This window comes from Cellulosimicrobium sp. NPDC057127 (assembly GCF_042670945.1).
In the GTDB taxonomy this organism is placed as follows: Bacteria; Actinomycetota; Actinomycetes; order Actinomycetales; family Cellulomonadaceae; genus Cellulosimicrobium.
Map to the genome: position 1 here is coordinate 167,318 of NZ_JBHUUP010000004.1, position 17,542 is coordinate 184,859.

At 75.1% G+C, this 17,542-nt stretch carries 19 protein-coding genes; 9 read left to right on the forward strand and 10 right to left on the reverse strand.

Annotated features, from left to right (window positions below):
• Positions 1-40: 40 nt before the first annotated feature.
• Positions 41-832, reverse strand: a complete 792-nt coding sequence (locus tag ACFTZA_RS05770) for a tetratricopeptide repeat protein (protein WP_378191737.1) — start codon at positions 830-832, stop codon at positions 41-43.
• A 160-nt stretch (positions 833-992) separates the two neighbouring features.
• Here ACFTZA_RS05770 and ACFTZA_RS05775 point away from each other — a divergent pair, with 160 nt between their 5' ends.
• Entirely contained in the window at positions 993-2,156 is a 1,164-nt protein-coding gene (locus ACFTZA_RS05775) for a GAF domain-containing sensor histidine kinase (protein WP_378191739.1), read from the forward strand.
• 33 nt (positions 2,157-2,189) lie between these two features.
• Here ACFTZA_RS05775 and ACFTZA_RS05780 read toward each other — a convergent pair whose 3' ends face one another.
• The 3 genes from ACFTZA_RS05780 to ACFTZA_RS05790 all read right to left on the reverse strand — a co-directional run bounded on the left by ACFTZA_RS05780 (position 2,190) and on the right by ACFTZA_RS05790 (position 3,997).
• Positions 2,190-2,690, reverse strand: a complete 501-nt coding sequence (locus ACFTZA_RS05780) for a GNAT family N-acetyltransferase (protein ID WP_378191741.1) — start codon at positions 2,688-2,690, stop codon at positions 2,190-2,192.
• Positions 2,691-2,721: 31 nt separating this feature from the next.
• The gene (locus ACFTZA_RS05785; protein WP_378191743.1) at positions 2,722-3,138 is read right to left on the reverse strand and encodes a pyridoxamine 5'-phosphate oxidase family protein; all 417 of its coding nucleotides are present in this window, start codon (positions 3,136-3,138) and stop codon (positions 2,722-2,724) included.
• A 136-nt stretch (positions 3,139-3,274) separates the two neighbouring features.
• Positions 3,275-3,997: a response regulator gene (locus ACFTZA_RS05790; RefSeq protein ID WP_378191745.1), complete on the reverse strand. Its 723-nt coding sequence runs from the start codon at positions 3,995-3,997 to the stop codon at positions 3,275-3,277.
• A gap of 212 nt (positions 3,998-4,209) precedes the next feature.
• Between ACFTZA_RS05790 and ACFTZA_RS05795 the strand changes: the two genes are divergently transcribed.
• On the forward strand, positions 4,210-5,073 hold the full coding sequence (locus ACFTZA_RS05795) for a universal stress protein (protein ID WP_378191747.1): 864 nt from the start codon (positions 4,210-4,212) through the stop codon (positions 5,071-5,073).
• Between the two features lie 76 nt (positions 5,074-5,149).
• Here the strand turns inward: ACFTZA_RS05795 and yidD are convergent, their stop codons facing one another.
• On the reverse strand, positions 5,150-5,440 hold the full coding sequence (yidD, locus tag ACFTZA_RS05800; protein ID WP_378191749.1) for a membrane protein insertion efficiency factor YidD: 291 nt from the start codon (positions 5,438-5,440) through the stop codon (positions 5,150-5,152).
• 107 nt (positions 5,441-5,547) lie between these two features.
• Here yidD and ACFTZA_RS05805 point away from each other — a divergent pair, with 107 nt between their 5' ends.
• The 6 genes from ACFTZA_RS05805 to ACFTZA_RS05830 all read left to right on the forward strand — a co-directional run bounded on the left by ACFTZA_RS05805 (position 5,548) and on the right by ACFTZA_RS05830 (position 10,471).
• Positions 5,548-6,504 carry a metal ABC transporter substrate-binding protein gene (locus ACFTZA_RS05805; protein ID WP_378191751.1) on the forward strand — a complete coding sequence of 319 codons (957 nt, stop codon included), beginning with the start codon at positions 5,548-5,550 and terminating at the stop codon, positions 6,502-6,504.
• Positions 6,504-7,268 (forward strand): metal ABC transporter ATP-binding protein, encoded by a 765-nt coding sequence (locus ACFTZA_RS05810; protein WP_378191753.1) that lies wholly within the window; start codon positions 6,504-6,506, stop codon positions 7,266-7,268. The genes ACFTZA_RS05805 and ACFTZA_RS05810 overlap by 1 nt, the downstream gene beginning before the upstream one ends.
• A complete protein-coding gene (locus tag ACFTZA_RS05815) occupies positions 7,265-8,134 on the forward strand; it encodes a metal ABC transporter permease (RefSeq protein ID WP_378191755.1) in 870 nt (289 codons plus the stop codon). The genes ACFTZA_RS05810 and ACFTZA_RS05815 overlap by 4 nt, the downstream gene beginning before the upstream one ends.
• 124 nt (positions 8,135-8,258) lie before the next feature.
• Positions 8,259-8,759, forward strand: coding sequence for a hypothetical protein (locus ACFTZA_RS05820; RefSeq protein ID WP_378191757.1), 501 nt, complete (start codon positions 8,259-8,261; stop codon positions 8,757-8,759).
• 161 nt (positions 8,760-8,920) lie between these two features.
• Positions 8,921-9,226, forward strand: a complete 306-nt coding sequence (locus ACFTZA_RS05825) for a hypothetical protein (RefSeq protein ID WP_378191759.1) — start codon at positions 8,921-8,923, stop codon at positions 9,224-9,226.
• A 159-nt stretch (positions 9,227-9,385) separates the two neighbouring features.
• Positions 9,386-10,471 carry an LLM class flavin-dependent oxidoreductase gene (locus ACFTZA_RS05830; RefSeq protein ID WP_378191761.1) on the forward strand — a complete coding sequence of 362 codons (1,086 nt, stop codon included), beginning with the start codon at positions 9,386-9,388 and terminating at the stop codon, positions 10,469-10,471.
• A 118-nt stretch (positions 10,472-10,589) separates the two neighbouring features.
• On the opposite strand, the gene ACFTZA_RS05835 is transcribed toward ACFTZA_RS05830, so the two are convergent.
• Genes ACFTZA_RS05835 through manD form a run of 3 tightly spaced genes read right to left on the reverse strand, consistent with a single transcriptional unit; the run spans position 10,590 to position 14,280 of the window.
• Entirely contained in the window at positions 10,590-11,627 is a 1,038-nt protein-coding gene (locus ACFTZA_RS05835; protein WP_378191762.1) for an L-idonate 5-dehydrogenase, read from the reverse strand.
• The gene (locus ACFTZA_RS05840) at positions 11,624-13,018 is read right to left on the reverse strand and encodes an MFS transporter (protein WP_378191763.1); all 1,395 of its coding nucleotides are present in this window, start codon (positions 13,016-13,018) and stop codon (positions 11,624-11,626) included. Before ACFTZA_RS05840 ends, ACFTZA_RS05835 begins: the two co-directional genes overlap by 4 nt.
• Before the next feature lie 50 nt (positions 13,019-13,068).
• Positions 13,069-14,280, reverse strand: a complete 1,212-nt coding sequence (gene manD / locus ACFTZA_RS05845) for a D-mannonate dehydratase ManD (RefSeq protein WP_378191765.1) — start codon at positions 14,278-14,280, stop codon at positions 13,069-13,071.
• 186 nt (positions 14,281-14,466) lie between these two features.
• Here manD and ACFTZA_RS05850 point away from each other — a divergent pair, with 186 nt between their 5' ends.
• A complete protein-coding gene (locus ACFTZA_RS05850) occupies positions 14,467-15,177 on the forward strand; it encodes a GntR family transcriptional regulator (protein WP_378191767.1) in 711 nt (236 codons plus the stop codon).
• 30 nt (positions 15,178-15,207) lie between these two features.
• Here the strand turns inward: ACFTZA_RS05850 and ACFTZA_RS05855 are convergent, their stop codons facing one another.
• Positions 15,208-16,314, reverse strand: a complete 1,107-nt coding sequence (locus ACFTZA_RS05855; protein WP_378191769.1) for an NAD-dependent epimerase/dehydratase family protein — start codon at positions 16,312-16,314, stop codon at positions 15,208-15,210.
• Between the two features lie 137 nt (positions 16,315-16,451).
• On the reverse strand, positions 16,452-17,300 hold the full coding sequence (locus ACFTZA_RS05860) for a siderophore-interacting protein (RefSeq protein ID WP_378191771.1): 849 nt from the start codon (positions 17,298-17,300) through the stop codon (positions 16,452-16,454).
• Positions 17,301-17,542 lie beyond the last annotated feature (242 nt).

The window sequence follows — 17,542 nt, forward strand, 5'->3', positions numbered from 1 at the left end:
GTCGTGCGTGCCGGGCCCGACCGGCCCCGGCACGCGCATGTCACCCGAAGCGCGAGAGCAGCTCCGCCGCGTAGGCGTCGCCCTGCGCGGCCGCGTCGCGCCACAGCGCCATCGCGTCCGCGACGCGACCCGCGCGCAGCCGCAGCACGCCGAGGCTCGTGCGCGACGCCGCGTCGTCCGCGAGCACCGCCTGCTCCAGCAGGTCCTCCGCGTCGAGCGGGCGACCGGCCCGCACGTAGAGGTCCGCGAGCGCCGACGCGACGCGCACCTCCCCGGCCTCCGCCCAGGACTCGAGGAGCGCGGTCGCGGCCGACGGCACCAGCGCCCCGGACAGCGCGTGGTCGACCGCCGCCTCCCAGCTCTCCCCCGAGACCGCGGCGAGCACGCGGGCCGCCTCGCCGTCGTCGCCGAGCGCGCGCAGCACCCGGGCGAGGCGGACGGGCGCGCCGTCGACGTCCCACGCCTGCTCGAACCAGCGTCGCGCGGCGTGCAGGTCGCCCCGCTCGTGCGCGACGTACCCCGCCATGAACGCCGCGTGCGCGTCGCCGGCCAGCCCCGCGAGCTCGAAGCAGCGGAACGCCTCCGCCGGGTCCCCGGCGTCGTGGTGGGCCAGACCCAGGCGGTACAGCGCTCCAGGGACGTCGTGGGCGAGCGCCGCCTCGTAGAACGGGACCGCGGCGACGGGGCTGCCCAGGGCGCACAGGTCGTCGGCGACCGCGACGAGCGCGAGGGGGTCGTCGGGGTGCAGGTGCGCGACCGCGGCCCGCAGGTCGGCGAGCGCGGCGGCCGGTGCCGCGTCGGAGGCACCGGTGGAGGTCGGGGTGGTCGGCATGGGGCAGCACGTCCTTCCGTCCCCCTGCGTCGACGAGCGAGCCGGGCGTCCTGGACGCCTCCCGGCTGGCCGCAGGCTAGCGCACCGCGGTGTCGCGCAGCTCACACGCCCCGCGCGCCGGCCTGCACCCCTGCGCCGCCCGGTCTGGGAGACTCCTCGCGTGAGCGGAACGACCGACCTGCCGGACGCCGTCGGGCAGCGCGTGCTCGACGCCGTGGTCGCGGTGACGAGCGACCTCGACCTCGACCAGGTGCTGCGCCGGATCGTGCGGGCGGCGATGGACCTCACCGGCGCGCGCTACGGCGCGCTGGGCGTGCTCGACGCCTCGGGCCGCGAGCGCCTCGCGCAGTTCATCCCGCTCGGGCTGTCGGACGACGAGGTCGCCGCCATCGACCACTGGCCGCACGGCGAGGGCCTGCTCGGCGAGCTCATCGACCACCCGGAGCCGATCCGCGTCCACGAGATCGCGGACGACGTGCGCTCGGCCGGGTTCCCCGAGGGCCACCCGCCGATGCACACGTTTCTCGGGGTGCCGGTGCGGGTGCGCGAGACGGTGTTCGGCAACCTCTACCTCACCGACAAGACCGGACGCACCGCGTTCACCGCCCAGGACGAGGCGGCCGTCGTGGCGCTCGCGGCGGCCGCCGGGGTCGCGATCGAGAACGCGCGCCTGTACGGCCGTGCCAAGCAGGTGGGCGTGCTCGAGGACCGGGACCGCATCGCGCGCGACCTGCACGACGTGGTCATCCAGCGACTGTTCGCCTCGGCGATGTCGCTCATGAGCGTGCAGCCGCTCGTCGCGGACCCGGCGGCGCGCTCGCGCATCGAGGAGACGGTGGCGGACCTCGACGAGACGATCCGCCAGATCCGCTCGACGATCTTCGCCCTGCACACCGCGGCGGACCCCGACGCGCCGTCGATCGAGGACCGGCTGCGCGCGCAGGCGGCCGCGGCGACGACGGTCCTGGGGTTCGCGCCCGACGTCGAGGTCGAGGTCGCGAGCGAGGGCACGGGTGCCGGGGTGACGGACGGCGGTCCGCACATGCCGGCGGAGATCGCCGACCAGCTCGTCGTCGTGCTGGGTGAGGCCCTGACCAACGTGGCGCGGCACGCGGGGGCGAGCGCCGTCGCCGTGCACCTGGGCGTGACGGCGCACGAGGCCCGGCTCGCCGTGACGGACGACGGCGTGGGCATCCGGGAGGGCGGGCGCCGCTCCGGGCTGCGCAACATGGGCGCGCGCGCGTCCGCGCTCGGCGGGGGCTGCACGGTCGTCGCGGTACCGGGTGGCGGCACGCGCCTGGAGTGGTGGGCCCCGCTGGGGTAGAGCCCGACCCGCCCGGAGGAGGCGGACGAGTGCTCAGAGCGCGCGGTGCATGACGTGCAGGCCGACGAGCCCGTGCACCGGGTGGTCGAACGCCTCGGGCACGGTCGCGAGCACCGCGAACCCGAGCGACTCCCACAGGGCGACGGCGCGCGTGTTCGTCTCCACCACCGCGTTGAACTGCATCGCACGGTAGCCGTCGGCACGGGCACCGTCGAGGACGGCGCGCGCGAGGGCGCGCCCGACCCCTCGCCCGGCCGCGTCCGGTGCGACGACGAAGCTCGCGTTCGCGACGTGCGCGCCCGCGCCGGGGTGGTTCGGCAGGTACTTCGCGGTGCCGAGCACGGTGCCCGCGTCGTCGACCGCGACGAGGACCCGCACGCCGGGCGATCCGGTCCACGCGGCGCGCGCGTCGTCCTCGGTGATGTCGCGGGGGTAGGCGTACGTCTCCCCGGCGCGCAGCACGGGCTCGAGGACGCGCCACACGCCCGGCCAGTCCGCGGGCGTGGCGTCGCGGAGGTGGACCGGGGCGCTCACGGGCACGAGGCTATCGCCGCGCGGGCGCGTCTCAGCGCGCGATGCGCCGCCCGGTGACGATGCGCGGCACGATCTTCACGACCCGGTCGCGCTCGCCGGGGACGAACGTGTCCAGCGGCAGCGCGAGGAGCCGCGCGCGCTCGTCGGGGTCGGTCACCTCGTAGGTGCGGCCCACGAGGACGACGGACCACCCGCTGCGCGCCTCGGCGTCGAACGAGTCCGCCTCGAACGCGACGACGGCGCGGCTCGCCGCGACCGCGAGCTTGGACCCCTCGGCGGTGCGGAAGACGACGTCGGGGCCGTCGAGGACGAAGTTGATCGGCTGGATGGCGGGCAGCGCGCGGTCGGTGAACACGATGCGCCCGACGGGCACGGTGGCGAGCAGCGCGTAGCTCTCCTCGGGCACGAGCTCCGTGAGCCCTGCCGCCGCGACCCGGGTGGTCTCCATGCCGCCATCGTCGCGCGCCCGCGCCGGGTCGGTCAGTGCCGAAGGTCCCGGGAACGGACTCCCCGTCAGGTCCCCGTCGTCCGGGACATCCGGACCGTGCGGCCGCGCCGGGCCGTGCGCGGCCGCGGCCGAGCCCTCAGGCCCGCCGGGGCTGACCACCCTGGCCCCCGCCCGGTCCCGCCGCGGGGCGGGTGCGCTCGCGCACGGCGTCCTCCTGCCGCAGCTCCGTGGCGAGCACGGCCACCTGGGTGCGCCGCTGCAGCCCCAGCGTCGCGAGGACGTGGGAGACGTAGTTCTTCACCGTCTTCTCCGCGAGGTACAGGCGCTGCCCGATCTCGCGGTTCGTCAGGCCCTCGCCGATGAGGGCGACGATCTGGCGCTCCTGCTGCGACAGGCCCTCGAGCCGGTCGGGCATCTCGTCCGCCGCGTGACGCAGGCGCTCGAGCACGCGTGCCGTGCTCGCCGGGTCGAGCAGCGACCCGCCCCCCGCGACCGTGCGGACGGCGCCGACGAGGTCGGAGCCGTGGATCTGCTTGAGCACGTACCCCGCGGCGCCCGCGAGCACCGCCTGGAACAGCGCCTCGTCGTCCGCGAACGACGTCAGCATGAGGCACCCGACCTCGGGCAGCTCGGAGCGGATCTCGCGGCACACCTCGACGCCGGAGCCGTCGGGCAGGCGCACGTCGAGGACCGCGACGTCGGGGCGCGTCGCACGGATGCGCGCGAGCGCGGAGGCCGCCGTGCCCGCCTCGCCGACGACGGTGATGTCACCGGCGGCCTCGAGCAGGGCGGCGACGCCGCGGCGGACCACCTCGTGGTCGTCGAGCAGGAACACGCGGATCGGGTCGGGAGTGCCCATGGCCTCAACCTAGCCGGTGACGGTCGTCCCGTGCCGACCATCACGTCCGGCTCGCCGCGCTCGGGACCTCGGCCCGGCACCACGGTGACGTCCGGCCTGCCGCCGCGGGACCTCGTGCCCGACGCGCCGTCCGGGCGTGCCGGGCACGCGTTTCCGGGGTAGGCAGGGAACGGACGGCACGCGCGCGCGTCGCGGCCGGTCGAGGTGAGGACATGTTCGGGACGGACGACGACGTCGGTCGAGAGGTGCTGGTCGGCGTGGACGGCAGCACGACGAGCGCCCGGGCGGTCGAGCGCGCGGTGCACGAGGCGGCGGGCCGGGGGGCGTCGCTCCACGTGGTCCACGTGGCACCGGGCCCGGGCGACGGAGAGCACGGGGCCTGCGTCCTCGACTCCGCGGCGGACCGGGCCGCGCGCGTCGACCCGCACGTGCGGGTGCGGACCACGCTCCGGGCCGGGTCGCCGGTCGGGGTGCTGCTCGGCGCGGCGCGTGCGGCGGAGGTGGTCGTGGTCGGCAGCCGCCGCGTCGGGACGGGGGCTGCCGCCACGTGCGGTTCCGTGGCGATGCGCCTCGCGGCGGCGTCGCCGGCCCCCGTGGTCGTCGTCCCGCCCGTCGAGGCACGTCGCCGGACGACCGACGTCGTGGTCGGCGTCGACGGGTCGGCCGACGCCGACGCCGCCCTGCACTTCGCGTTCGAGGAGGCACGGGAGACGGGTGGCCGGGTCGTGGCGGTGTGCGCGTGGCGCCAGACGCCGGACGCCGGACGGGACGACCCCGCGGACCGGCTCGCCGTCGCCGGCAGGGCTCGCGACGACGCCGCGCGCACGGTCCGCGCGGCCGTCGACCGGGTGCGTGCCGTCGTCCACGACGGAGTGGACGTGGCCGCGCTGGTGGTCGGCCGGCGGCCGGAGCAGGTGCTCCGCGACCTGGGGCGTGGCGCGGCGCTCACCGTCGTCGGCGCGCACGGGAGCGCCGACGTGCCGGGGACCCTCCTCGGTCCCGTGGTCCAGGACGTGCTCCGCCGCGCCGCCGGTCCGGTCGCGGTGGTCCGCGCCGCGGCCGCCTCCGCGGCGTGACGCGCGCCGTCCGCTCCGCCGCCGACGCGTGCGACCTCCGCAGTGCTGAGGGGCCGCCGGTCCTGACGACCGGTCGTCAGGAGCGGCTGCCGAACCGGAACGGGATCGGGATGCCTCCGCAGCAGCACACGCCGCTCACGCCCGAGGTCGCGAGGAGCTGCGCGGCCTGGTAGCACGCGAGGAAGCGCAGCACCGTGGGCCGGGCGGCCCGCACGACGCCGCGTCGCGCGACGAGCTCGCGCACGGCGGCCGAGCACGACGCTCCTCCGTGCGCGACCCTGTGCGCGCACCCCCAGCCCTTCCGAGGCGACAGGCGCAGCTGGTACCACCCGATCGCGGTGTCGACCCATCGGCTCACGGCGCTCATCGCGCCACGGTAGGCGGGGCGGTGCGCACTCGCCGCTGCTGGCTCCTGGACCGTGCGCGGTGCCTCCGGGATTGCCGGGCGCCGCCGCCCGCACTAAGTTTTTCGGTATGCCGAACTTTCGCCGACGCGGTCTCGGCGCCCTCGCCGCCCTGGCACTCGTGGCGCCGCTCGCGGCATGCTCGCCGCCGACCGACGCGGCCGCCGGGAGCGACGACCGGCCTGTCGTGCTCACGACCTTCACCGTCCTCGCCGACATGGCGCGCAACGTCGCGGGCGACCACCTCCGCGTCGAGTCGATCACCAAGACCGGTGCGGAGATCCACGGCTACGAGCCGACGCCGGGTGACCTGCGGCGCGCCGCGCAGGCCGATCTGGTGCTCGACAACGGGCTCGGCCTCGAGGCGTGGTTCGAGCGGTTCGTCGACGACCTCGACGTGCCGCACGTCGTCGCCAGCGAGGGCGTCGAGACCATCGCGCTCGGCGACGACACCGCCGCCGAGTACCGCGGCACGACGAACCCGCACGCGTGGATGTCACCGGTCAACGGGCAGCTGTACGCGCAGAACATGGCGGAGGCGTTCGCCGAGCTCGACCCCGAGCACGCCGAGGACTACGCCGCGAACGCCGAGGCGTACTCGGCGGAGCTCGCCGCGCTCCACGACGAGCTCACCGGCTCGCTCGACACCCTGCCCGAGGACCACCGCGCGCTCGTCACGTGCGAGGGCGCGTTCTCCTACCTCGCACGCGACGCCGGTCTCACCGAGCAGTACCTGTGGGCCGTCAACGCCGAGCGGCAGGCCACGCCCCAGCAGGTGGCCGACACCATCGCGTTCGTCGAGGAGGCCGACGTGCCCGCCGTGTTCTGCGAGTCGACCGTCTCCGACGAGGCGATGCAGAAGGTCGTCTCCGCCACGGACGCCACCTACGGCGGCACCCTGTACGTCGACTCCCTGTCCGGCCCCGACGGGCCGGTGCCGACCTACCTCGACCTGCTGCGGCACGACGTCGACACGATCGTCGCGGGGCTCACGAGCACCCGCGACAGCGACGAGGGCGAGGGCTGATGACCGCCGGTCCGGCGACGCCGGGCACGTCGACGACGGCAGCCCCCGCGATCGACGTCCGCGACCTCACCGTCCACTACGGCGACGTGCGCGCGCTCGACGGCGCGACCCTCGCCCTCGCGCACGGCACCGTCTGCGGGCTCGTGGGGATGAACGGCTCCGGCAAGTCGACGCTCTTCAAGGCGGTCATGGGCATGGTGCGCCCGGACCGCGGCACCGTGCTGCTCGACGGCGCCCCGCCGGAGCGCGCCCGCCGCGCGCAAGTCGTGGCGTACGTGCCGCAGAGCGAGGACGTGGACTGGACGTTCCCGCTCGGGGTGCGGGACGTCGTCATGACGGGCCGGTACGGGTTCCAGGGACCGACCAGGCGCCCACGCGCCGCCGACCGCGAGGCCGTGGCGCAGGCCCTCGAGCGGGTGGGGCTCGCCGACCTCGCCGACCGGCAGATCGGCGCGCTGTCCGGCGGGCAGCGCAAGCGCGCGTTCGTCGCGCGCGGCCTCGCGCAGGGCGCGACGACGCTGCTCCTCGACGAGCCGTTCGCCGGCGTCGACAAGCGGTCCGAGGCCACCATCACCGCGGTGCTGCGCGAGCTCGCCGCCGACGGGGCGTGCGTCCTCGTGTCGACGCACGACCTGCACGCCCTGCCCGCCCTCGCGGACGAGGCCGTCCTGTTCCTGCGCCGGGTGCTCCTGCACGCCACGCCCGAGGAGGCGCTGCGCCCGGAGAACCTCGCGCTCGCGTTCGGCCTGGAGGTCACCCCGTGACGGTCCTCGACCTGCTCGTCGAGCCGCTGACGTTCGAGTTCCTGCGCACGGCCCTGGCGGTCACCGTCACCGCGGGGGTCGTGTGCGGGGTGCTCTCCTGCTGGCTCGTGCTCGTCGGCTGGTCGCTCATGGGCGACGCCGTGTCCCACGCGGTGCTGCCGGGCGTCGTGCTGGCGTACGTCGTCGGTGCGCCGTTCGCGCTCGGCGCGCTGCTCTTCGGACTGCTCGCGGTCGCGCTCGTCGGCGCCGTGCGCGACACGAGCCGGGTCAAGGAGGACGCCGCGATCGGCGTCGTGTTCACCACGCTGTTCGCCCTCGGTCTCGTGCTGATCTCCGTCACGCCGAGCCAGACGGACCTCAACCACATCCTGTTCGGCAACCTCCTCGGCGTCTCCCTGGCAGACCTCGTGCAGGTGCTGGTGCTGGGGGCCGTCACGCTCGCCGTCCTCGTGCTCAAGCGGCGCGACCTCACGCTCTACGCGTTCGACCCCGTGCACGCGCACGCGATCGGGCTCTCGCCGCGCCGGCTCGGCGCGCTCCTGCTGGGCCTGCTCGCGCTGACGGTCGTCGTGGCGCTGCAGGCGGTGGGCGTCGTGCTCGTCGTCGCGCTGATCGTCACGCCCGGCGCGACGGCGTACCTGCTCACGGACCGGTTCTCGCGGATGCTGTGGATCGCCCCGGTCGTCGCCGCGTCGAGCGGCGTCGTCGGCATCTACGCGAGCTACTACCTGGACACCGCGTCCGGCGGCACCGTCGTCGTCACGCTGGGTGTCGCGTTCGCGCTCGCGTACCTCCTCAGCCCGCGGCACGGGCTGCTGGCCACGCGGTTCGCACGCTCGCGCCGGCGGCACCTCGCACGGGTCTGAGCCGTTCCGGCCGCCCGGGCCGCCCGGGCCGTCCACGGCGCGGGTCCGGGGTGTGCGCGAGATCTCCACGTATTCACCCGTGGTTGTCGGGTTCTTCCCAGGAACGCCCGCCACACTGGGGGACATGTCAGCGTGGACGTACCAGCAGTCGAACGGACCCCGGACGAGGACGTCCGCACGGGTCGCGGCGGCGAGCCTCCTCGCGCTCGCCATGATGCTCCCGTTCGCCGCCCGGTCCACCGCGGCCGAGGTCGAGCAGCTCATCGCCCAGGCCCAGGTGCAGACCCGCACCATCGACGACGACCTCGAACGCGTCGGCCTGCACGTCGCCGCCCTGCACCCCGCGCTGCGCAGCAGCGTGCTCGACGCCGTGGACTCCGTCGAGGCGGCGACCGCCGAGGCACGGTCCGCTCTCGACCGCGCGGCCGACGCCGACGCGGCGGCCGACGGCACGGCCGCGACCGCGCTCGCCGACGCGCAGGTCGCGCTCGACGCCGCCTCCGCCCAGCTGCGCCACGTGACGGACCTCGCGCACGAGCGCGACGCCGACGTCGCCGGGGCGCTCGAGCGGCTCCAGGCGCACATCGACGAGCTGCGGGGCGAGACGAGCCGCGCGGGCTCCTGACGGCGCACGGTCCGTCCACGCGCGAGATCTCGGGGCGGTGGGGAGTTTTCCCCCTGGTCAGCGACGGGTCGCATACCCCAGAATGAGGGCCGCACTCGCGCGGGACCTCCCGCACCCGTCCGGACTCGACGCACCGTCGGCCCCACAGAAAGCAGAGCACCATGACCCAGCAGTACCCCTCCGCCCCGCAGGCCCCCGCTCCCCAGTACGGCGGCGGCCCGGTCGAGGACCCGGGCAAGACGCTCGGCATCGTCGGCCTCGTCCTCGCGTTCGTCTTCTCGATCGCCGGCATCGTGGTCAGCGCGATCGCCCGCAAGCAGAGCCGCGAGGCGGGCTTCGACAACACGATCGCCAAGTGGGGTCTGATCCTCAGCATCATCTTCACCGTGCTGGGCGTGATCGTCGGCATCCTGTACTTCGTCGTCATCGCCGCTCTCATCGCGAACGGTGACGTCGCGACGTACTGACGCACCGCCGCGCCACGCGCACCGGTCGTACCGAGGCCGCCGCCCCCCCGGGGGCGGCGGCCTCCGTCGTCGCCCGTGGTGGCGGAAGGATCCACCGCCCGGCACGGTTGTGCCGACGCGCACCGGCGTCGGGCCGGCGCGACGACGCGAGGAGAGACGATGAGCCAGCCGACGACGCCCCCGACCCCTGACCCGGCCCACGCACCTGACCCGGACGGTGTGGAGCTCGGTCTCGACACGTTCGGCGACGTCACCGCGGGCCCCGACGGCTCGCCCGTCACCGCAGCGCGGACGATCCGCGACGTCGTCGAGGAGGCCGTGCTCGCCGACCAGACCGGGATCGACTTCTTCGGGGTCGGCGAGCACCACCGCGAGGACTTCGCGATCAGCGCGCCCGAGGTCGTGCTCGCGGGGATCGCGACGCGCACCTCGCGCATCCGCCTGGGATCGGCGGTGACCGTGCTCAGCTCGGACGACCCCGTGCGCGTGTTCGAGCGCTTCTCGACCGTGGACGCGCTGTCCGACGGCCGCGCCGAGGTGATCCTCGGGCGTGGCTCGTTCATCGAGTCGTTCCCGCTGTTCGGCTACGACCTCGCGGACTACGAGGTGCTGTTCGAGGAGAAGCTCGACCTGTTCGTCCGCCTGCTCGAGGAAGGGCCGGTCACGTGGTCGGGCACGACGCGCGCGGGCCTCGCCGACCAGGAGGTGTACCCGAAGACCGAGCGTGGACGGCTGCGCACGTGGGTGGGCGTCGGCGGCTCGCCCGAGTCGGTCGTGCGCACGGCGCGCCACGGACTGGGCCTCATGCTCGCGATCATCGGCGGCGAGCCGGAGCGGTTCCGGCCCTACGTCGACCTGTACCACCGGGCCGTCGCCGAGCTCGGCACCCCGGCGCTCCCCGTCGGCGTCCACTCCCCCGGCAACGTCGCCGAGACCGACGAGCAGGCGCAGGAGGAGGTCTACGAGCACTTCGCGGCGATGAACAACCGCATCGGCCGCGAGCGCGGCTGGCCCGCGTACCACCGGGGCCGGTTCGCCCACGACATCCGGAGCGGGTCGCTCTACGTGGGCTCGCCGGAGACCGTCGCGCAGAAGATCGCGACGACGGTGCGCACGCTCGGCGCCGGCCGGTTCGACCTCAAGTACTCGTCGGGCACCCTGCCCCACGCGACGATGATGCGCAGCATCGAGCTCTACGGCACGCGGGTCGTGCCGCGCGTGCGCGAGCTCCTCGCCGACGGCTGAGCCGGGCGCGCGCCCGCCTGACCACGTGCCGGCCGACCGCCGAGCACGCGGAAGGCCACCGCTCCGGCCGGGGAACGGTGGCCTTCCCCGTGCTCGGCGGTGGTCGTCCGCGTGGTCGTCAGCCGGTCGCGCCGCCGACGCGCAGCAGGACCTTGCTCGACCCGGTCGAGCGGTCGCCGGCGACCTCGAGCGCCTTCTCGGCGTCGTCGAGGTCGAACGTGTGCGTGACGACGGGCGAGACGTCGAGGCCGGCCGCCATGGCCGCCACCGCGTCGGTGATCTCGTCGACGAACCGGTACGAGCCGACCCACGTGATCTCGCGCGTCACGAGGTCGCCGAGCGCGGCCCGGACCTCGGCCCCGGGCAGGTTGCCCACCTGCACGAGCGTCCCGCCGCGCGCGGTGGCGCGCAGGACGCTCCCGAGCGCGCCGGGCGCGCCGGAGGCCTCGAACGCCACCTCGACGTCGGCGGGCAGCGCGTCGCCCTCGGAGAGGACGCGCACGTCGTCGGCGCCCATGCGGCGCGCCACGGCCGTGGACGCGGCCGACAGGTCGGCTGCGACGACGCGCGCGGCGCCGGCGTGCTTCGCCGCGGCGACGACGAGCGAGCCGATGGGACCGCAGCCGTTGACGAGCACCTCCGTGCCGCGCAGGTCGCCGGCCCGGGAGACGGCGTGCATCGCGACCGCGAGCGGCTCGGCGAGCGCGCCGTGCTGGGTGCTCACCGCGTCGGGCAGCGCGCGCAGCTGGTCGGCGCGCACGACGACGAGCTCGGCGAACCCGCCGTCGGTGTGCGGGTCGAGCGCCGCGGAGCCGCGGTAGCGGACCTGCGCGTGCAGGTTGGTCCGGCCCGCGAGCCGCTCCGGAAGCTTCTCGTCCCCGACCGGCGTCGCAGGGTGCACGGTCGCGCGCAGGCCGGGCGCGACGTCGTCGACACCCTCGCCCGTCGCGACGACCCGGCCCGCGAACTCGTGCCCGAGGACGAGCGGGTGGCGCAGCGTGGCTGTCCCGGACGAGCCGTGCCGCCAGTACGCGAGGTCGGAGCCGCAGATGCCGCCCCACTCGACGGCGAGCAGCACCTCGCCCGGGCCGGGGCGCGGGTCGGGACGCTCGTCGACGCGGACGTCTCCCGCGCCGTGGACGACGACGGCCCTCATGCCGCGTCCTCCAGTCGCACGAGGTCACGGCCGCGCACCTCGGGCGCGAGGCGCGCCGAGACGAGCGTGATGGCCGAGTACACGACGAGCATCGCGGCGATGGGCCACCAGCTGCCCGTGAGCGCGGTGAGGCTGGCCGCGACGACCGGGCCGATCGCCGTCGCGAGGATGCCGCCGATCTCCTTGGCGAGCGCGAGCTGCGTGAAGCGCGTGCGGGCGCCGAACAGCTCCGCCATCGTCACGCTCTCGAGCGAGAACAGGCTGAGGACCGCGATGTTGAGCATGAGCGCCATCGCGACCGTCACGAGCACGGCGTTGCCGGTGTTGATGAGCAGCATGCCGGGGACGGCGACGAGCATCGCGAGCACGGTCACGGCCGTGTACACCGGGCGGCGGCCGAACCGGTCGCCGAGCATCCCGACCACCGGGATCGTCGCGAAGCCGAGCAGCGAGCCGATCGCGATCGCGGTCGTGCCGACGGACTCGTCGACGATCATGGCCGTCGCGATGTAGCCGACGAGGAACGTCTGCACGAGGCCGGAGTTGCCCGCCTGGCCGAAGCGCAGGCCGAGCGCGAGGAAGAACGCCTTGCCCTTGCGCTGGTGCAGCGCGGCCTCGAGCGTGCTGCGCTCGCCCTCGGTGGCCTCGGCGACGCGCGCCTCGGAGAGCTCCGCCTTCGAGAGCGCGACGCCGTCGACGACGTCCTCGCGCTGCTCGAACACCGGGCTCTCCTTGAGCTTCCGGCGCAGCCAGACGGCGAAGATCATGAGGCCGAAGCTCAGCAGGAACGGTAGGCGCCAGCCCCAGCTGAGGAGCTGCTCCTCGCTGAGCGTCGCGAGCAGCAGCGCCCAGAGCGCGGACGCTGCGAGCGTGCCGGAGTTCGTGCCGAGGCAGACGAGCGACGCGATGAGCCCGCGGCGGCGCGGCGGCGCGTACTCGGCGAGCATCACGGTGGCGCCCGCGATCTCCGCGCCCGCGCCGAAGCCCTGGATCAGGCGCAGCACGACGAGCAGGACCGGCGCCCAGAGGCCGATGACCGCGTACGTCGGCAGCGCGCCGATGAGCGTCGTCGACACGCCCATGAGCGTGATCGTGATGACGAGCACGCGCTTCGGGCCGATCCGGTCGCCCATGCGGCCGAAGTACACGGCGCCGGCGAGGCGCGCGACGTACCCGACGCCGTACGTGCCCATCGCCGCGATGAGGCCGACGGCCGGGCTCACCTCGGGGAAGAACAGCCGGTTGAAGACGATCGCCGCGGCGAGCGAGTAGAGCTGGAAGTCCATGAACTCCATCGCGGTGCCGAGCCAGCCGGAGACGGCGGCCCGCGTGAGGTCCTTGGTCGTGCGCTGCCCGGCGGGTGCCGCGGCGGCGCTGGTGTCGTGCGTCACGGTCTGCTCCTTCGCTGCTGTGACGGTACTGCGGGAGGACAGGGGGTGGGTCACCAGTCGTGGACCGAGCCGTCGAGGCGGCGCGCGACCGGCAGGTACTTCGGGTCGTAGGGGAAGCGGGCGGCCACCTCGTCGTCGTACTCGACGCCGAGGCCGGGGGCGTCGGAGGGGTGGAGCATGCCGTCGGAGAACGTGACCTCCGAGCGGAAGACGTCGTACGTCTGCCCGGCGTGGCCCATGTGCTCCTGGATGCCGAAGTTCGGGATCGCGAGGTCGACGTGCACCGCGGCCGCCATCGAGACCGGCGAGAGGTCACCGGCGCCGTGGGAGCCGGAGCGCACCTGGTAGAGCGCGGCGAGGTCGAAGATGCGGCGCAGGTGGGTGATGCCGCCCGCGTGCACGACGGTGGTGCGCACGTAGTCGACGAGCCGCTCGGTGATGAGGTGCTGCACGTCCCAGATCGAGGTGAGGTTCTCCCCCACCGCGATCGGGGTGGTGGTGTGCTGGCGGATGAGGCGGAACGCCTCCTGGTCCTCGGCCGGCGTCGGGTCCTCCATCCAGAACAGGCGCAGCGGCTCGAGCTCCTTGCCCAGGCGGGCGGCCTCGATCGGCGTCAGGCGGTGGTGGACGTCGTGCAGCAGGTGCAGGTCAAACCCGAACTTCTCGCGCACCGCGGCCAGGTAGGTCGGGGCGAAGTCGAGGTACTTCTCCGTGGACCACGGCTGCTCGTCGGGCAGGGAGCCCTTCGCGGGCTCGTAGACGCCCGAGCCGGAGTACACGCCGTAGGTCCCGGCGACGCCCGGGACGGCGGTCTGGGCACGGATCGCGTGGTAGCCCTCGTCGCGCAGGCGCGCGACGTCGTCGAGCAGCGCGGGCACGTCCGCGCCGCTGGCGTGCCCGTACACGAGCACGCCCTCGCGCGATCGCCCGCCGAGCAGCTGGTAGACCGGCAGCCCCGCGACCTTGCCCTTGATGTCCCACAGCGCGGTGTCGACGGCGGCGATGGCCGTCATCGTCACCGGGCCCCGGCGCCAGTACGCGCCCCGGTACAGGTACTGCCACGTGTCCTCGATGCGCGCCGGGTCGCGGCCGACCAGCAGCGGCACGAGGTGGTCCTGGAGGTAGCTCGCGACGGCGAGCTCGCGCCCGTTGAGGGTGGCGTCGCCGAGGCCGGTGACGCCGTCGGACGTCGTGATCCGCAGCGTCACGTAGTTGCGTCCGGGCGAGGTCACCAGGACCTCGGCGCGCTCGATCGTGCTCACGGCGGACCACTTCCTCGTGCTGGGGGCTGCAGCGGTCGGCACGGCGCGCGTCGGTTGCGCGCAGCGACGGCGTCCACTGCGGTGGGAGGACTGCCATACAAGCGGTGTATCGCAGGTCTGTCAACCTCTGCGCACCGGGGCGCGAACGCCGGGGCGGTGCCCGGCGTCGCGGCTAGCATGGGCGGCATGAGCTCCCCCGACGGACGGCGCACGACCCGGCGCGCCGTGCACGAGACCCTGCGGCAGAAGGTCGTCGGTCTCGAGCTCGCGCCCGGCTCCGCGCTGTCCGAGAACGAGCTCGCCGCGAGCCTGGGCGTGAGCCGGACGCCCGTGCGCGAGAGCCTCCTGCTGCTGTCCGAGGAGGGGTTCGTCCAGGTCTTCCCGCAGGTCGGGTCATTCGTCTCGCGCGTCGACCCGCAGCGCGTCGCCGACGCGCAGTTCGTCCGCGAGGCCGTCGAGCTCGCGTCGCTCGACGCCGTGCCCGACGAGATCGACGACGCCGCGCTCGCCGACCTGCGCGAGAACCTCGCGCGTCAGCAGGAGCCCGGGATCGACGTCGAGGAGTTCTTCCGCCTCGACGAGGAGTTCCACCGTGGCCTGCTCGGCCTCTCCGGGCACGCGAGCGCGTGGGCGACCGTCGCGTCGGCGAAGGCGCACCTGGACCGCGCGCGCCGCCTCGGGCTCCACCAGACGCCGCCCGACGAGTTCGCCGACCAGCACCGGCGCATCCTCGACGCCCTCGTCGGCGGCGACCGCACGGGCGCGCGCGAGCTCCTGCGCGCCCACCTGCGTGCGGTGTTCGACGACATCGAGCGGGTGCGCGAGCGCTCGCCCGAGCTGTTCGCGTCCGAGTCCGGCTCCGTGCCGGTCCGGCGCAGCATCGCCGTCTGGACCTGAGCCTCGGGCGGTGGACCCCGGACGGTGGGCTCAGGCGGTGAAGCCGACGGGCGAGCCTCCGGCCTCGTCGGCCGACGACCCGGTCCCGGCCGCGGCGCGCAGCGCCTGCTGCTCGAGGTCGGGCGGCAGCCCGACGCCGGGCCGGTCCTCGCGACGCGGCGGCGCCTCTCCCTGCTGGTCGAGCTCGCGCAGCCACGCCCAGGTGTCGTGGACCGTCTCGCGGACGTCGCGCGTGCGCAGCCCGAGGCTGAACGCGCGCGACGTGTCGGACCCGTGCAGGGCGTCGTGCAGCTCTCCCGGCGGGATCCAGACGGGCAGCTGGGTCCACGGCTGGATGCCCGCGTCGAGGACCGTCTCGGGGTCGGCCCACACGAGCTCGGCGGGCTGGTTCCCGGCCGCCGCGGCCTCGTCGGCCGTCACCGCGACGCACGCGGACAGCAGCTCGCGCATCGTCGCGTGGCCGGGTGCGGAGACGACGTCGACAGGGCCGGACGCGCCGGTGATCGCGGCGTCGAGCGCGAACGCGGCGAGGTCGCGCGCGTCGACGAGCTGGAGCGGCAGCTCCGCCGGCCCCGGCGCCAGCACAGGGCCGCCCTGCGCGACGCGCCGCAGCCACCACGGCAGGCGGCCGACGTTCTCCCGCGGGCCGAGGATGAGCCCCGCCCGCAGCAGCAGCGCGCGGTCCCCGAGGGCGTCGACCGCGGCGATCTCCGCGCCGCGCTTCGCCCGGGCGTAGTCGTCGTACGTCTCGTCGTCGAGGTCGCCGTCCACGAGCGGTGCCGACTCGTCGGCCCCGCGCGGCGGCCACGGCCGGTACACCGACCGCGACGACACGTACACGTAGCGGCTGTCCCCGGGCACCCGGCCCGCGAGGAGACGCGCGGCGTCGCGCACGGCCGCGGGCGCCCACGACCACGTGTCGACGACCACGTCCCACTTCTGGGCGACGTCGTCCGAGCGCAGCGCGTCGAGGCCGTCCGCCCGGGTGCGGTCGCCGACGAGGGCGGTCACGCCGTCGGGCACCGGGCGCGTGCCGCGGTTCAGCACCGTGATGTCCCAGCCGCGCGCGTGGGCGTCGTCCACGACTGCCCGCCCGAGGAAGTCGGAGCCGCCGAGCACCAGGAGTCGTGTCGTCATGCCCCTCAGGGTCGCGCGCTCCGGGCTCGCCCGCAGCCCGTTACGCCTCGGGCAGAGCAGATCGGTCGCCGGTCCCGTGGATCCGGCCCGATCGCGACCGCCGTCGGTGCACGGACCCAGGTCGGAGCGGGGTCCGTTCAGTCGGGGTCGGTCGGGTCGAGGGGCAGGTGGTGGTCGAGGTTCACGACGCCGCGACGCCAGTACCCCGAGATCTCGAGCTGGTCGGGCCGCGCGCCCACGAAGTGCCGCAGGTGCCGACGAACCGGGACGAGGTCGCCCGCCTCTCCCGCGGCGACGACGAGCTCGTCCTGCTCCGGCGCGCCGAGGGCCCGGACCGCCTCCTCGAGCTGGCCCGGCCCGTCGGTGCGGTACAAGATCTCGACGCTCGCGCGCCCGAGCTCGTCCTCGACGAACGCCTCGTCGACGTCGTCCCCGATCTCCACGACCGCGGTGACGGGGACGTCCGCGCCGACCGCCTCGACCCAGCGCGCGGCCGCGGGCAGACCCGTCTCGTCGACGGCGAGCGTCAGCCGGCCCACTCCCTCCGGCACGCCGACGCTCCCACGCGGCCCGACGAGCACGAGCTCGTCGCCCTCCTGCGCGCGCGCCGCCCACGCCGACGCCGGGCCCTCGTCACCGTGCAGCACCCAGTCGACGTCGACCTCGGTCACGCCGCCGACGGTGCGCGCGGCCCGGACCGTGTAGTCGCGCGAGATCGAGACGACGCCCGTGGGGCGCTGGAGGCCGCCGTCCGGCGCGATCGTCGGGGCGTGCAGGACGCCGGTCGCCGGGTCGGGGAGGAACACCTTGACGTGGTCCTCGGGGCCCGGGACCCGCAGTGCCGCGAGCGAGGACGCCGCGGACGGGTCCGCGCCCTCGACGTCGCGGAAGGTGATGCGTCGCAGGGAGCCGGAGGTCTCCCGCACGGCATGGACGCGGACGCGGCGGGGCACGAGGTCGAACCGGGTACGGGGTCGCGTGAACACCCTCCGATCCCATCACGACGATCGTCGTGCCGGCAGCGTGCCGTGACGCACTCCCCGTGCGGCGTGCCGAACCCCGGGTCGTGGGCCGGTCGCGCGTGCCGAACCCCGGGTTGTGCGCCGGCCTGGCTGCCGAACCCGGGGTTGTGCGCCGTGCGGGGCCTCGAACGGCGCACGACCCGGGGTTCGGCAGCTCGCGCGAGCGCTCGGATCTCGCGCGTGGGCGTCCGGGTCTACCGTGACGA

Bases quoted from the DNA above. Each gene is read 5' to 3' on its own strand.
- ACFTZA_RS05770 (WP_378191737.1), bottom strand. From the start codon at position 832: ATGCCGACCACCCCGACCTCCACCGGTGCCTCCGACGCGGCACCGGCC.
- ACFTZA_RS05785 (WP_378191743.1), bottom strand. From the start codon at position 3,138: ATGGAGACCACCCGGGTCGCGGCGGCAGGGCTCACGGAGCTCGTGCCC.
- ACFTZA_RS05790 (WP_378191745.1), bottom strand. From the start codon at position 3,997: ATGGGCACTCCCGACCCGATCCGCGTGTTCCTGCTCGACGACCACGAG.
- ACFTZA_RS05795 (WP_378191747.1), top strand. From the start codon at position 4,210: ATGTTCGGGACGGACGACGACGTCGGTCGAGAGGTGCTGGTCGGCGTG.
- yidD (WP_378191749.1), bottom strand. From the start codon at position 5,440: ATGAGCGCCGTGAGCCGATGGGTCGACACCGCGATCGGGTGGTACCAG.
- ACFTZA_RS05805 (WP_378191751.1), top strand. From the start codon at position 5,548: ATGCCGAACTTTCGCCGACGCGGTCTCGGCGCCCTCGCCGCCCTGGCA.
- ACFTZA_RS05810 (WP_378191753.1), top strand. From the start codon at position 6,504: ATGACCGCCGGTCCGGCGACGCCGGGCACGTCGACGACGGCAGCCCCC.
- ACFTZA_RS05820 (WP_378191757.1), top strand. From the start codon at position 8,259: ATGTCAGCGTGGACGTACCAGCAGTCGAACGGACCCCGGACGAGGACG.
- ACFTZA_RS05825 (WP_378191759.1), top strand. From the start codon at position 8,921: ATGACCCAGCAGTACCCCTCCGCCCCGCAGGCCCCCGCTCCCCAGTAC.
- ACFTZA_RS05830 (WP_378191761.1), top strand. From the start codon at position 9,386: ATGAGCCAGCCGACGACGCCCCCGACCCCTGACCCGGCCCACGCACCT.
- ACFTZA_RS05835 (WP_378191762.1), bottom strand. From the start codon at position 11,627: ATGAGGGCCGTCGTCGTCCACGGCGCGGGAGACGTCCGCGTCGACGAG.
- ACFTZA_RS05850 (WP_378191767.1), top strand. From the start codon at position 14,467: ATGAGCTCCCCCGACGGACGGCGCACGACCCGGCGCGCCGTGCACGAG.
- ACFTZA_RS05855 (WP_378191769.1), bottom strand. From the start codon at position 16,314: ATGACGACACGACTCCTGGTGCTCGGCGGCTCCGACTTCCTCGGGCGG.